The organism is Glaciecola siphonariae (assembly GCF_042652645.1).
Classification (GTDB): Bacteria; Pseudomonadota; Gammaproteobacteria; order Enterobacterales; family Alteromonadaceae; genus Glaciecola; species Glaciecola siphonariae.
On the sequence record NZ_JBHSGU010000005.1, the window covers coordinates 102013 to 116765 of the forward strand.

Genomic DNA, 14753 nt, shown 5'->3' on the forward strand with positions numbered 1-14753 from the left:
GGGATTATGCCAGAACCGACAAGAACCTGCGGAAACCAAAGACGTTATACTGGTGTGCAAATTGAGCGTCTATCTTTTATAAAAATGCGCGCAAGCTAGGCTTTTCGATAAAGGCCATAGAAAGCTTATTAATGCTACAAAACGCTTCTTCAAATAGCTGTCAGGCAATAGATGATGTTGCGCGCGCTCATCTACAAAATGTTAAAACTAAAATAACCTTACTTAAGGAAATGGAAAAGCAACTCAGCCGCATGCTATCTGGATGTGATGATAAGGGGTGTTATGTAATTGAGTCGCTGGCGAAGTATGAGTTGTGTACTAGTGAGCATAGTTAGTTTGGTATTTGTAGGTTGTAAGCTACAAAATTGTGAGTAAAGATTTGAAGCGGTGACATACAAACTTATTCGGTTTTACTTACTATGAAACAGAAGGAGAATTATAGTTCACGTCTGGTGTGAACTGGACCTGCCAGTCAGCTCTTACAGCAGTCGAAAAGAGGTTTTATTGCGCGACGAATCAAAGTTTCAACTTGACCGGTTATCGATGGAGGTTGCCGTCAGTCAACCAGCTATTGTCTTTTTGCAGGTTTAAGCCAAAAAGAGCCGAGAGCAAATAGTCGTGCTAGCACAGCTAAAAACACCAAAGCCTCTTTATCTAGATATTTCTAAACTTGCAATGTGTTCCTCGATTTGTGCTTGAGCTTCTATCAATATGGCTGCTGCGCGTGCCGAGTATGTGATTTTATAGATTCCTCCTCTTCGCACAATAACAGCACCTGCAACGGATAGTTCTATACTCGAAAAAATCTCTGCAGCGTCTGATTCAGTCATGGATTTGTCCTCCTGATGGTTATAAGAATGTTGTGCAATTTATAATCTATGTGAGTTTTAAGTAACGAGATTTTTAATAGTTAATCAATTTTTTTGTAAACCTTCCGCGAAATAATAGACTTCCGAAAAAAGCGTCGGCCATACTCGTCGGTGAATCTGGTGTTAAAACAGAAATGCTAGACGTTTGCTTTTGCAGAATCCGAGTACTATCGAGATTATCTTTAGGTGCTTCATCTACCACTTTTGGTGGCAATAGGATTACATTCAGCGGCTTTTCAACTACTATTCTAGCAAATGTCGAATTGGGAATATCACAAGTAAGTCGTGTTGCATACTCTACTAACTTTGGTTGTGCCGGTGCGAACAAATGCGCTTCTCTGTTGTTATCTTCAGCACTTAAACGCATTATTCTTCCGAGCACCTGCCTAAAATGCAACTCAGTCTTGATCCTAGTAAGATGACAACAAACTTGAAGACGAGGTATGTTTGTGCCTTCACTCACCATACCAACCGACACAAGCCATTCAATATTGGTACGCTGAAAACGATCTATTATGTTTGCACTTTCACTATCTTTGTAATTAACAACTTGAACTGTTTTGTTAAGTTTTACTCTAAGAATTTGAGCAATTTTATTAGCATGTGTAATTGAGTAAGCAACAACAAGACCTGCCGCATTGGCGTCTGAAGTTTTTATTCTTTTAAGCCTATTACTTGCTTCTAGTAGGCAATGTTCTATCACAGCATCTGACTCTATTATTGATTGATAAGCAACTTCTGACTTTTCTAGCGCTAACGCGATGCTTTTGTAAATACTTCTTTCTTTTAAATCGTTTTCCACGATAATCTTGTCGTTGTCAATGACAGTAACATGAGGCGTGCGGCAAACGTCTTCTTCTATGGCTGCACTTAGCCCAAATTTATAATCACAGACTATCCGACCATTTTTATCACTATATTTAGATAACGTTACTGGCTTTTTGTCTGAGCGCCATGGTGTGCCGGATAGTGCTAAGGTGAACGTAGCTTTATTTTGAATATTTACTAATATGTGTTGGCCCCAAATATTTGAGTCAGTAAAGCTGCTGCCTCCACAATGATGTATTTCGTCAAAAATCGCTATTGTTCTATGTGTTTTGAAAATGTTCCAAAAAGCAGAATCTTGATGGCTAAGGGACTGATAGGTAACACACGCGCCGTATGCTCCAATTTTACCCGAAAGAGAAGCTGAGATTGTTTGCTCTATAGTGCGTCGCATTCCGTTGCAAGTGGTAATAGAAGGAGCGAAACAAATCACAAAGTCGATCCTATTTTCATGAAACAATCGCTTTACTACCTCTGCAGCCATTATCGTTTTACCGGCTCCCGGCGTGGCAAGACAGAGAAAGTGTTGGCGTTCTTCCGAAAATTTTTTTAAAACCTTATCAGCACAATCCGCTTGCCATTTTCTAAGTTGCATTATTCAAACTCAGAGATAAGTGTTTCAAGGACTTTTATGCGGCCGATAAGCTCAATATTATTCTCTTTGGCAACGTTGTATTGTTTTTGGACTTTATTGCGCATTGCTGGGATGAGTTCTGCAATCTCCTCGCACTCCTTGGTTTCGCCAGAACTTATTAAAATATCCATTTGATAGTTTCGCAATCTTTTTTTCAACATTGTAAGTTGGTTGAGTGGGATCATTTGCTCGATAGCTTGCTCATTAAATTCAATATTCTCATTAGTGTCGAACAGTTTATCGGTATTATTGAATTGAGCGCGCTTGCCAATAGATGGCGAGCTTTCAATCAGCCCATGCTTTAACAGCGTCTTGAACTGCCCGTTAATCCATCGACGCATATCACTTTTATTACGCTTTTCTTTACCTGATTTGAGAAGCAAATCTCTTATCCCAGTAACTGTATATACGACTCTTCCTTGGTTTAATAGAGTATTATACAAGTTCTTATTAGGTTTATAACATCCTCTGGCCATAACCTTCCTTTTTCGGTCTATTCGATTAATTTCAACTAAATAAAGAAACAAATGCGGATTATAGTCCGTGGATAATAAAGCCGCAACTAGCGATATTATTGTTTTTGATTTAAAGAATCCCAAATGTCCAAATTAGCCACTATAGTTGGCACAAATATCCGGCAAATAAGAAAAGAAAAAGGTTTCTCTCAAGAGGGATTAGCCCTTAAAGCTAAAATTGATAGAAGTTATGTTGGTCGAATAGAAAGAGGAGAGGTAAACATAACCTTGGAAGCCCTTTATGCATTAGCTACAGCTATCGGTTGTGACGCTAAAACGTTACTTCCTTAGCTATATTGCCGAAAACTTACATTCAACCTTCTTTCCCAATAAAGTATTCTATTGTTTGCCATAGGGGTTCTGTTAGTTAGCCCATTTTTATTTCTTGTTTTGAAAACTCTATTACCAAGTCACTACTTGTACTTGTTTGTGGTTTTTTCTTCAGATACTTTCGACAAGTATTGAATTCCAAAAGAAAGTAGTTAATTAAATTCTTATCTCGCCAAGCTGGAGAATGTATAGGTCTAAAATCTCCAATATTATTGAAAAAATCACCATAGTTAACAAACGACCGTTTATTTTACTTATATTCCGAATTCATATTAGTTTTAATTTTTGTTGCTTTGCTGTAAAACAACTCGTAAAGTTATCTATGTAAAGAAAACGGGCTTTTTGTTTATGAAAATTGGTTATGCTCGAGTAAGCACTGATGATCAATGCGAAGATGCACAAATTGACTCTCTTAAAGCTGCAGGCTGTGAAAGGATTTTTTTGGAGAAACTGTCCGGTAGGTCTAGTAATCGAACAGAGTTGGTACGAATGCTAGATAATCTCAGGGATGGAGACATCGTCGTTGTGCAAAGACTTGACCGACTAGGACGGTCACTGTCAGACCTCATTAAATTGCTAGATGGTTTCAAGAAACAGGATATCAAGTTCGCTAGTCTACATGAGAATATTGATACCACTACTGCAACCGGTGAGTTAGTGTTTCATATGATTGGAGCAATTGCTCAGTTTGAACGCCGTTTAATATCCGAACGAACAAAAGTTGGATTAATCGCTGCGCGAGCTAGAGGCCGGAAAGGGGGACGAAGAGCTAAGATGTCTCCATCTGATATCAAGAAGGCGCGTGCAATGTTACAAGATCCTCGAATGACAAAAACAGAAGTTGCTAAGCACTTTTGTGTAAGCCGCCCGACACTTAACAAGGCGCTATCATGACAAATATAGGGAACGTAAGCATGAGTTATAGAGAGATAAAATTAGAAACTGAAAGTGATGTTGAGCAAAAATTTATATACCAATTGCTCACAGCTGAAGAGCCTTTCGGCTTAGGATTTGCAGATCGTGATTTTGTAACAAAAAAAAGTATAAAAAAAATCAAAATAGACAAAGGTAACAAAAGCAAACTCTACTATCCTGATTATGCGATAGTCATCGATGGAGTTCCTTTGGCGATTATTGAAGCAAAGGCGCCTGGTGAGCTCGGTGAGGCGTATAGAGAAGGAAGGCTTTATGCAGCAGAGATAAATTCCTCCTATCCTAAGAACTCCAATCCTTGCACTTTAATTATCGCTACCGACGGCAATATCCTTGAGATAGGTTTCTGGGACAGTGAGCATCCTGCGCTAACACTTACTCTAGAAAACCTTGTTTCAACAGACCCTAAATTTGGTGAGCTTTTAGAATTAGCTTCATATCGAACTCTGCAAAAAAATGTATTTGAATTTCTAAAAGGAATTAAAAAAACAGCTCGTTATTTTAAACCAAAACATATGCTCGGTGGACAGTCGATTATCAATGAGACAGTTGGAGATAACTCCTTTGGTGCAAATGTTTCAATTGAGTATAAGTATCTGTTCAATCCAGACACATTTGAAGATCGGAATGCAATTGCTGAAAATGCGTATGTGACGTCGAAAAGAAAGCTATCGCATGTTTCACCAATTGACAAAATAGTTCGTTCTTCATTACCTAGTGCATCAAAAAACAGTACACAAATTGAGAATACCGAAAAGCCTAGAGAAATTATCTCATCATTGTCTAAGCATATAGGCTCTGCTCATGAAGTTTGTCTACTTGTCGGAAGTGTAGGATCAGGTAAGTCAACATTCACGGACTATTTAAAATTAAAGGCGCTACCAGAAGATATTAGAAATCAAACTGTTTGGTTAAATTTAAACCTGAACTACGCGCCACTAAGTAGAGAAAAAATTTATGATTGGACGCTGAAAAGCTGCATTGCAAGGATCAAAGACGTATTGCCGGAAACAGACTTTGATAGCCTCGAAACGATGTTAGAAATTTACAAAGATGATCTGGAAAAACTCAAAAAAGGTCGGGCAGCTCTTTTTTCTGAAGACTCATTAGAATATAGGCAATTACTTTCTGAAAAACTAGCAGATTTAGAAAATGATCTAGAGAAAACACTCGATCAAACAATATCTTATTTGAAACGTAAATTTTCAAAAACCACAGTTATTGTTCTGGATAATTGTGACAAGGGTAACAAAAACGACCAACTACTCATGTTTGAGGTCGCTACTTGGCTTAAAAAGTCTTTCAGCAGTATTGTGTTTTTGCCATTGAGAGACACTACATACGACCAATATAGAAACGTAGCACCGCTCGATACCGTAATAAAGGATCTTGTTTTCAGGATCGATCCTCCGCTTCTAGAAAGAGTAATATACGAGAGGTTGAGCTTTCTTTCACGTTCTCTTTCTTATCACTCCCAGAACTTTTCCTATACTCTTTCGAACGGTATTAGAGTTGATTGCGATAAAAGTGAAGTGGAAAGATATTTCAAATGCATCATTACGGCTTTATTCCAAGAGCAATTTTTCAAACGAATCATTGTTGGCTTAGCAGGCAGGAACATCCGAAAAGGCCTTGAGATTGTTCTAGATTTTTGCAAAAGCGGACACATACCGGAAGATTTGATACTGAAAATAAGGCAAAGCGATGGGCATTTTGAAATACCTGTGAATTACGTTTCAAAAATCCTATTCAAGGGAAACCGAAAGTACTACGACGATTCGGCTTCTTATATAAAGAGCCTATTTCACTCTTATGTTGAAGACGCTCTTCCAGACCCATTTATGCGTATTTCCATCTTAGAGCTTCTAAAGAGTAAAAGTCGGGAGTTCGGTCCTAATAAAATTCGGGGATTCCATAAGATTCAAGACCTTCTTAAAACTCTGCAGCAAAGTGGGCATTCACACCAAAGAGCTTTAAGTGAGATATCTGTTTTAGCTGACGCAGGCTGTATTTACACCGAATCTCAGGATAGCCATGTTGCCGACGACGATTTAATTTCAATAGCACCATCAGGTTTCATACATTTAGATTTACTTAAGAATATTTATTACCTATCAGCAATTTCTGAAGATACATTTTTTCGAGAGAATCAGGTAGCCGCAGGCATCAAAGACAACATAATTGGTAATGGTAAATTTAGTGTTTCTTCTAGGCAAACTGCAATATTGAACTCTAAGTTGTTACTCGATTACATGATTAAATATAAAGAACGATTTTTTGTGGGTTCCGTTCCAGTGTTAAAAGAGTCAGATATCGCTCATCTTGATAAGTTCTCAGAGGTTTTCAATTATGTGCAGCTAATAGCTAATAATGATGTGAAACTTAACGAGGTTTTTGAGTTAGAAAGACTTTACCCAATTGGGTCAGTTCATGAAGGGCAAGTGGTTTCTGTTCAAAATGCAGGTTTAATTGTTGAGTTCTCGCTCAATGGGTCAGGATGGGTGCATAAGTCAAATTTTAATGGAAGCTTATGTTTTGACGACATGGAAAATGGCGATTGGCTGAGTGTAGAAATCATTGATTACAATAACAAACACGGTCGTTTTCAACTAAGGGCTTTTGATTGAAAGCTCTGTCTGATATTTCAAGCCACTTTTAGAGTTAACGTTAGAACTTCGCCAAAACCAAGTAACGTAAAACCGATATTCGGCCTAATTATTCTGGAAATTTGTTTTCCAGACGTTTAATTCTGGTTTGATTTATTGCCAATTTTTCCGAAATCTGGAAAATTCGTGAAACATATATTGAGCTTACGTTTCCAGATTTTTTCCAGAACTGAATCTCAAGGGTAAATGAAAACTATGTAGACCTTTGTGACTGACGTTTGTGACAAATCATAAAACGTAAACTCTTTGTTAAATAAATGATAAGAAGCATGCGCTTAGTACTTGCATACTAGGGCATGCTTTTTTTTATTTTGAATGAAGAGGATTTATGCAAACGCCATCGCGGCCGGCAAACCGGCTAATAGCAACGCTCACAAAACCGAGCGCAGAACCGAGCGCTAACGAAAGCACAAAACACAACGTAACGCGCCATGCTATACAAGCTGCACAAACATCACCGAACTTAGCGGGTAAAAACCGTCAAAGACTACTGGCTAAGCTTGGCGCTTCAGCACTTTCTCTTGCTGTAGTGTTAAGCATTGGCTCCGCCAGAAGTTACGCAAACGAACAAGCGCAAACCGAGGCGCAAACTCAGGCACAACAAAACACCGCAACTTATATTCTCGAAAAGCCCACTAAACCAGGTGGCGGAGACCTAAACCCCGGCGTGTATACCCACCCAAAAAGCATTGCAGATTTTCAAGATATGAAGGTTGGCTTAAGTGTGCACTGGGGCCCGAGCAGCATCGGCGGTAAAGAAATTAGTTGGTCGCGCGGTAAAGAAATCCCGCAGGCAGAATACGACGCCTATTATAAACAATTTAACCCAACTCAATTTGACGCCCAAGCATGGATGGATTTAATGCATGAGGGCGGCATGAAGTACATCATGCTTACGTCTAAGCATCACGACGGCTTTGCCCTTTGGGATTCCAAACACTCCGACTACGACATAGCCAATACGCCATTTAAGCGCAATATTGTGGCCGAGTTGGTAGACGCAGCCAAACAAAACGACATTGTATTTGGCACTTATTTCTCCATTATTGATTGGTATCATCCCGACTATCAGCCATACGACCATGGTGGGCCCGGAGAGCTTTACCCCACCGACAGCACCACGCCAAACTTTGAGCGCTATCGCATGTTTATGAAGCAACAGCTGCATGAGCTTATAGTAGATTACGGCGCCAAAATTATTCAGTTAGACGGTGAGTGGGACCCAACATGGAACCATGACTTGGGCAGTCATTTGTATGCCTACTTGCGCTTGCTCGACCCTACAGTGATAGTTAACAACCGCACTGACGTGGGCAGAGAATACCTCGACCCGAATACGAACATGTGGGATTGGCAGCGCTATGCGGGCGATTTTGACGAGCGCGAACGCATGGTTGACTGGATTCAAAAAGAAAGCCATGTATTTGGCAAGAGCGTTAACCCTTGGCAAGCATGGGTAACCATTGACCAAGCGCAGTGGTCGTACAATAAAACGCCGCGCTTGCTCTCAAGCGACGAAGTCATTATTGATCTGGCAAAAACCATTGGCGATGGCGGTAACTACCTTATTAACTTAGGTCCTAAGCCCGACGGTAGCTTTGATGCAACCCAAGCAGATATTATCCGCACTCTTGGTAAGTGGATAAAAGCAAATAGCGAAGGCGTGTATGGCACAAGAGCAGGACCTTACGTAAACGAAGGGGTGTATACCTCTACGCAAAAAGGCGATAGCACTTTTGTATTTGTGTTAAGTGCGCAAGACGGCATGGTAGATATAACGACAGACGCAGATGCTACCAGCAAGTCCATTCAAAGCGTGATTGACAGTGAGGGAAATAAGCTAGGCTTTGACAAAACCGACACCGGCATTCGCATTACATTAAATGACGTGCCAAGTGCAGGTAATCCGGTAGTGATGCTAAAGCTAGACTGATGTTGCCGTAGAACATCACGAGCATGGGTTGACGTACATCCTTACACAAATAGCTATGCAAATACTCACGCATACATTCATGCAGATTCTAAAAAGCGCCGCTCAAGATTTGAGGGGCGCTTTTTGTTAGGCGAATGTAACATCGCTGTAAACGCAATAAATCTAAGCTGACTGACGCAAATTTGCTACAGTAAAAGCGTGATCCTGATGTTGGTAATCTACGAATAATAAGAGTAATATCAAACACGTACAGCTTGTTCTACTTAAGCTATTCTTGCTTGAGTTTATATACATCACATCAACAACACACAAGGGAAATTCATATGAATGATACGATACAAAAAGCATCAAAGTTTCGGGTTAAGAAGCTTGCTTGGTTGATAGCATGTAGCCCTCTCGCATTTGCTGCTCCTACAGCCTTTGCTCAGAGCCCCGACGCAAGCGCAAACAATGCTGCCGATAGCAGCGTTGAAAACATCAGCGTGATTGGTTCGCGCCGCGTAGGACGCACGGTTAACGACTCGTCGGTTCCCATCGATATTATTGATGCAGACGCCATTAGCGCAACCGGCCTAACCGAAACCAACATGATTTTAAATACATTGCTGCCAAGCTTTAACTTTCCGCAGCCTTCTATTACCGACGGCACCGACCACGTGCGCCCTGCCCAGCTTCGTGGCCTTGCGCCCGACCATACCTTAGTACTGGTAAACGGTAAACGCCGTCACACCAGCGCCTTGTTAAACCTAAATGGGTCAAGCGGGCGTGGTTCTTCAGCGGTCGATTTAAATGCTATTCCAGCTAATGCAATAAAGCGCATTGAAGTATTACGCGACGGTGCAGCCGCGCAATATGGCTCAGACGCTATTGCCGGGGTCATCAACATTGTACTAAAAGACGCCAGCGAAGGCGGCGAGTTTTCATTAACCTATGGCGCCAACGTCACCACCATGGACGGCGTACCTGACTTGGTCGGCGTAAGCGAAGATGCCAACGGCAACCTTGCCTTTACAGAAGGCGACGATAGAGAGCTTACCGATGGTCAAACCGCCACATTACGCGGCAACATGGGCTTTGAATGGGGCGATGATGGCTTTGTTCATATTTCAGGTGAGTATAGAGACCGCAGCAACTCAAACCGCGCCGACTATGACCAACGCGAAAACTTTGCGCGCACCGCAGACGGCAGCCTCGACGCACGCGAGCGCTTAGTAAACCGCTACAACCATAACTTTGGGAACGGTGCGGTTGAAGACTTTGCCCTATTTGTAAATACCGCAAAGGGCCTTAATAACGACATGGAATTTTATGCCTTTGGCGCAGCCAGCAAGCGTAACTCTAAAGGCTCTGGCTTTTACCGAAGAGCACAAGACAGCCGCAATGTGGCCGGTATTTATCCAAACGGCTTTTTACCCACCATAAAAACCGATATCAACGACTTATCGATTGTTAGCGGTGTAAAAGGTCAGGGTGACGTATGGGCTTATAATGTATCGATTAACCATGGTCGAAACGAGCTAGATTATTCAGTGATTAACTCACTAAACACCTCCTTTGGTTTGCAAAGCCCCACTGACTTTGATGCGGGCGGCCTTACCTACGAGCAAACTTTATTTAATGTAGATGCCAGTCGCTTGGTTGAGATTGACTGGATGTACAGCGACATGAACCTTGCACTAGGCTTTGAATATCGTAACGAAGGGTATGAAATTCGTGCAGGTGAGCCGGCCTCTTACGAGCGAGGAAACTTTGGTCCGGGCGGCGCCCCAACCGATCCAGTTGCCGGTCCTTTTGGCGCACAAGGTTCACAGGTATTCCCCGGTTTTACGCCAGCCTCTGCCGGTACCAACAGTCGTAGCAACATCAGCGCGTATATCGACCTTGAAGGCGACGTGATGGAAAACTGGAATGTTACCCTTGCGGGTCGTTTTGAAGAGTACAGTGACTTTGGCAATACCTTTAACTGGAAGATGTCGCATCGCTTTGATGTTACAGACGCTTTCGCGTTACGGGCGTCAGTTTCAACAGGCTTCAGAGCACCGTCGTTACAGCAGCAATTTTTTACCTCAGTAGCAACCGTGTTTGTAGACGGCGTACCAACCGAAACCGGTACATTCAATCCGTCTAGCGATGTAGCTGTGGCATTAGGCAGCCCCGGCTTAGACGCTGAAGATTCGACCAACTACAGCGCCGGCTTTACTTATACGCCCACCGCAGATTTCAACTTAACCGTTGATTTTTATCAGATTGAGATTGAAGACAGAATTGTGCTGTCGAATAACTTGTCTGGCTCTGGCGTTGAATCACTGTTAGCGGGCACCGGTGCAACGCGGGCAAGGTTCTTCTTAAACGCGATTGATACCGAAACTAAAGGCGTAGATATTGTTAGTACCTACACCCTCAATACCAACGATTGGGGCAGCGTGTTGTTTAACGCGGGTATTAATATTAACGACAATGAAGTGACCGATATTTTGCCGCCACCATCAGTACTACAAGGCATTGGCTTTGACCAAAACAACTTGTTCTCAGGTGTTGAGCTGCGACGATTTGAAGTGGGCTCGCCGAGCGACAAAATTAATCTAAGCGCCTCGTGGAGCTATGACGCAGCAGCCGTGACGCTTCGGACCACTCGCTACGGTGAAACGCAAGACCCATCATCGATTGCTGAGCGAAACGAAGTGTTAGACCCTAAATGGGTGACCGACATTGACGCAAGCTATCAGCTTAACGACAATATTACGCTCACTCTCGGTGCCAACAACGTGTTTGATGTGTACCCTGACCCAACGCGTGAAAATGTAGAAGATGTTACCACCTTCTCTCGCCTGTTTGCCTACAGCGGATTTTCACCCTTTGGTTTTACGGGCCGCTTTGTATACGGACGCGTAAGCTACAGCTTCTAAACGCAGCGGGCTCAAGCGCCTAAGACTCGGGTTTATACACCATAAGCTGCGAGTCCATTAACAAGAAAAGCGCCTGTGGATATTATTCCGCAGGCGCTTTTTTATTGGTATGAGTGCTTGTTTTGAAAAAGCTTAAGCTGTTTGTTTTGACAAAAGTTACGCAAATAGTTACGCCACCAGTTACGCCAAGCTCTTTTTCAAATCGCCTAACATTTGCGATAGCTTTATTTTGGTGCGCGGGCTTTGCAGTAAGGCATTTAAATGCCCCAAACCATTTTGCTCAAGCTGCTCGTTAAGTTGATACAGTTCAGGCTTGTGCGTTATAGCATAACTTAGGCTAGGCGCTCTGGCATAGCTTGAATCAGCCTCAAGGGCAAAGTACTCAGCCAGTCGGCACAGGCTGTAGCAAAACAAAATGCTTTGTTTTTCTTCTGGCGTAACATCAAGGTCTTCCCACTCGTTAGACAGTGGCTGATAGCTCAAACCAATGCCCTGATGCAGCTCTTTCGGCAGTTTCAAGTGCTGGGCAAAAACACCGCCCATTACCGCAGCGTTCGACTTAAATAAAGACTGCATACCACGAATACGCATGTAAAGCGGCGTTGAACCGGTATAAAAGTTAGCGGCCTTTGGCTCAATCGACAGCAAGGTTATGTCACCTAAATAACAAAGCAGGCAGCGCGTAGACAGTTCAGAGGGGTTTTCAAGGTTGGCTTCGCGGGCAACAAATAGCGCCATAGCGCTTGCTAAAAAGCTCGTTTTCCAGATTTTATCGTAGGCTTCTTGCTGAGCGGCACTTTCAAACTCAAAGCTTTGCGAAATCGCAAACTGCGTAGCCAAGTTTTTAACTTGTGCAATACCTAAATAAATTACTGCATGGTTTATATCGGTAATCGCTTTGCGCAGTCCAAAAAATGGCGAATTAGCCATATTCAACACCATCGCCACGAGTTCAGGGTCGCTGCGCACAATGTTAATGAGCTCTTGCGCATCGGTAATGCTTTTGCTCAAAGACATTAGTAGTGGATGAGGCTTACGGAGGCTTTTAAAGGTTTTGTCTGTTTTATACTCGCCTTGAAAGCTCTCGTAACTAAGCAGCTTTAAATCGAGAAGTTCGTCGGGGGCGTCAGGCACGTCTTGCGGCTGGTCAACAACAACAGGCTCACTAACCATTTTGCGCATGGGTTCAGCATGTGGATTAGCGTCTGCATAAATACTGCCTTTGCGCTTTTGCCTTACTTTTAGCAGGGTGTTGGAATATTCCTTACCGTTGCTTGAGTTTTTAATGCGCCACAACAGCAGCATCACCAATAAGATGATGGCAACAGGTATCAGTATGCTTGTAGTATCCATTCGCTATAATTTACCTAAAAGAGTTACTCGGGAGCGCCCCGATATTCTTATCATTTATACGTACTTTGTAGCATAAACCGCGAGGTCTTTCGGTATGTTTGCCAATACTCGCTTGTGCAAACACATGTGCCACCCGTAGTTACTTATAATGGGTTATCGGCACGGGGGCGGTTTTCTAAACCATATTCAGTGCGCCGTCAGACGAGCCGGCTAGGTCTGCAATACGCATTCTGTGACATTGCTCCATATGATGAATCACTAAACTGTCTTCGGGATCTATCATAAGTGCACCATGGAAGGATTTCATTGCATTCTTCCAGTCTTTTTGTTTGCGATACTCCACGCCCTGCTGGATCATCGAACCTGTTTTATAGCGCGAAAGCTGCACATCTTTGGGCAAGTGATTCAATATTTCGTAAACTTCAATGGGCTCTTTACGACCTTTTACTCGCACAAAATCTACAAAACGGTAGGCAATTTCGGTTTTCGAATCGAGTGAAAGTTGGTCTAAAAGCTGAGAACTTACAATAATGTCGGCATTATAACGCGGCGCTAAAGACTCCAAGCGATATGAGATATTTACGCTATCCCCAATTACCGTGGTATCCATGCGGTCATCGCAGCCTACAGTACCAATAATCACCGGACCAAAATGCACACCAACGCCAATCTCAATGGGCGGATAGTCTACGCTGTTACGCTGTTTGTTGTACATGGCCAACGCGGCTTGAAGGTCAATTGCGGCACGAATCGAATCGAGGGCTTTATTTGAATTGTTTCCGCCGGGGTGGTCGAAGAGCGCCATAATTGCATCGCCAATAAACTTGTCGATAAAGCCATTATTTTGATGGATGGCGTCGTTCATGCGTAAAAAATAAGAATTTAAAAACTTCATCAGTTCGTGGGGCTGCATTTGTTCCGATAAACCGGTAAAGCCGCGAATATCGCAAAACAAAATCGCTACCTCGTCGGCCGCTGCCTTACCGAGCTCAATTGAGCCGTCATTTTGACCTTTAATGTGGTCAACAAATTGTTTAGGCACAAACTTTTGAAAGGTTTTAATGAGGCGCTGGGCTTCGTCAGCTTTGTCTACAAAGCGGCGGTCGGTAAAAGGTGGCTCCTCCGCCTCGGGCTCCGGCTCTTCGTTAGTGTGCAGCTGCGGCAAATTGCCGAGCATGTTACGCGTAAGCTGCTTCAAGCGATTGCGCAAACGCACAATGGTATAGCCCATTGCACACACAGCAATAGACAGAAGTACAAGAAGAGGTATTGCGAATTGCCCAAACGACATGTAACTAACTCATTTCCCTAAAATTAACGTTGCGAGGTACTTACTCACCCGCATGTTGAATCGTATAGATTAAGATAATTAAAGCAAGGCTACAATCAAAACTATCAATCAATTTTAAATTGCCATGTTTTGAGTTGCTCAGGCGAGCGCTCTAGAATCCAAGCATAATCCTTGCAAACTTGCAGTGCGGTTCGTTTGGGGCGCGAATAGTGTAAGCGGCGAATCTGGTAAGGAGGGGGCAGACATTTAAAAGTCGCTTTTCGCCATCCTGGCCGCTCAGACGTGCACGTCCATGTGCACGTACGCTTTTAAATGTCGGCCCCCTCCTTACTTTTACGATTCGCCACTTACACGAGGAGCGTTGGTTTTTATTGGGTTTTGGGTTTTGGGTTTTGAGTTTTGTGGATGTTTTTGGAGGTTCCGCATCAAGTGCGGGACGACGTGGGTTGTGCGGGATGACGCTGGTTATGCGAGATGACGGCTTTTACCGTCATCTCC

At 42.8% G+C, this 14753-nt stretch carries 12 protein-coding genes; 7 read left to right on the forward strand and 5 right to left on the reverse strand.

The annotated features are described in order from the left end of the window. Positions 1–6: 6 nt before the first annotated feature. Both ACFO4O_RS18115 and ACFO4O_RS11645 read left to right on the forward strand, forming a co-directional pair. The gene (locus ACFO4O_RS18115; RefSeq protein ID WP_465253834.1) at positions 7–99 is read left to right on the forward strand and encodes a hypothetical protein; all 93 of its coding nucleotides are present in this window, start codon (positions 7–9) and stop codon (positions 97–99) included. A 32-nt stretch (positions 100–131) separates the two neighbouring features. Continuing rightward, the gene (locus ACFO4O_RS11645; RefSeq protein WP_382408697.1) at positions 132–335 is read left to right on the forward strand and encodes a MerR family transcriptional regulator; all 204 of its coding nucleotides are present in this window, start codon (positions 132–134) and stop codon (positions 333–335) included. A 315-nt stretch (positions 336–650) separates the two neighbouring features. Here ACFO4O_RS11645 and ACFO4O_RS11650 read toward each other — a convergent pair whose 3' ends face one another. From ACFO4O_RS11650 to ACFO4O_RS11660, 3 genes are all read right to left on the reverse strand, one after another. Then, entirely contained in the window at positions 651–830 is a 180-nt protein-coding gene (locus ACFO4O_RS11650; protein ID WP_382408699.1) for a hypothetical protein, read from the reverse strand. 73 nt (positions 831–903) lie between these two features. Continuing rightward, positions 904–2289, reverse strand: a complete 1386-nt coding sequence (locus ACFO4O_RS11655) for a DEAD/DEAH box helicase (RefSeq protein WP_382408701.1) — start codon at positions 2287–2289, stop codon at positions 904–906. Continuing rightward, a complete protein-coding gene (locus tag ACFO4O_RS11660; RefSeq protein ID WP_382408703.1) occupies positions 2289–2804 on the reverse strand; it encodes a hypothetical protein in 516 nt (171 codons plus the stop codon). The genes ACFO4O_RS11655 and ACFO4O_RS11660 overlap by 1 nt, the downstream gene beginning before the upstream one ends. A 123-nt stretch (positions 2805–2927) precedes the next feature. On the opposite strand from ACFO4O_RS11660, the gene ACFO4O_RS11665 reads away from it, so the two are divergent. The 5 genes from ACFO4O_RS11665 (at position 2928) to ACFO4O_RS11685 (ending at position 11611) form a co-directional block, all read left to right on the forward strand. Further along, positions 2928–3134: a helix-turn-helix domain-containing protein gene (locus ACFO4O_RS11665; RefSeq protein WP_382408705.1), complete on the forward strand. Its 207-nt coding sequence runs from the start codon at positions 2928–2930 to the stop codon at positions 3132–3134. A 387-nt stretch (positions 3135–3521) separates the two neighbouring features. Further along, positions 3522–4067 (forward strand): recombinase family protein, encoded by a 546-nt coding sequence (locus tag ACFO4O_RS11670; protein WP_382408707.1) that lies wholly within the window; start codon positions 3522–3524, stop codon positions 4065–4067. A 20-nt stretch (positions 4068–4087) separates the two neighbouring features. Then, positions 4088–6733 carry a type I restriction endonuclease gene (locus tag ACFO4O_RS11675; RefSeq protein ID WP_382408709.1) on the forward strand — a complete coding sequence of 882 codons (2646 nt, stop codon included), beginning with the start codon at positions 4088–4090 and terminating at the stop codon, positions 6731–6733. Between the two features lie 367 nt (positions 6734–7100). Next, on the forward strand, positions 7101–8705 hold the full coding sequence (locus ACFO4O_RS11680; protein ID WP_382408711.1) for an alpha-L-fucosidase: 1605 nt from the start codon (positions 7101–7103) through the stop codon (positions 8703–8705). Positions 8706–9028: 323 nt separating this feature from the next. Next, positions 9029–11611 carry a TonB-dependent receptor plug domain-containing protein gene (locus ACFO4O_RS11685; protein WP_382408713.1) on the forward strand — a complete coding sequence of 861 codons (2583 nt, stop codon included), beginning with the start codon at positions 9029–9031 and terminating at the stop codon, positions 11609–11611. Between the two features lie 180 nt (positions 11612–11791). Here the strand turns inward: ACFO4O_RS11685 and ACFO4O_RS11690 are convergent, their stop codons facing one another. After that, positions 11792–12964, reverse strand: coding sequence for an HDOD domain-containing protein (locus tag ACFO4O_RS11690; RefSeq protein ID WP_382408714.1), 1173 nt, complete (start codon positions 12962–12964; stop codon positions 11792–11794). Positions 12965–13139: 175 nt separating this feature from the next. Then, on the reverse strand, positions 13140–14255 hold the full coding sequence (locus ACFO4O_RS11695) for an adenylate/guanylate cyclase domain-containing protein (protein ID WP_382408716.1): 1116 nt from the start codon (positions 14253–14255) through the stop codon (positions 13140–13142). Positions 14256–14753: the final 498 nt, after the last annotated feature.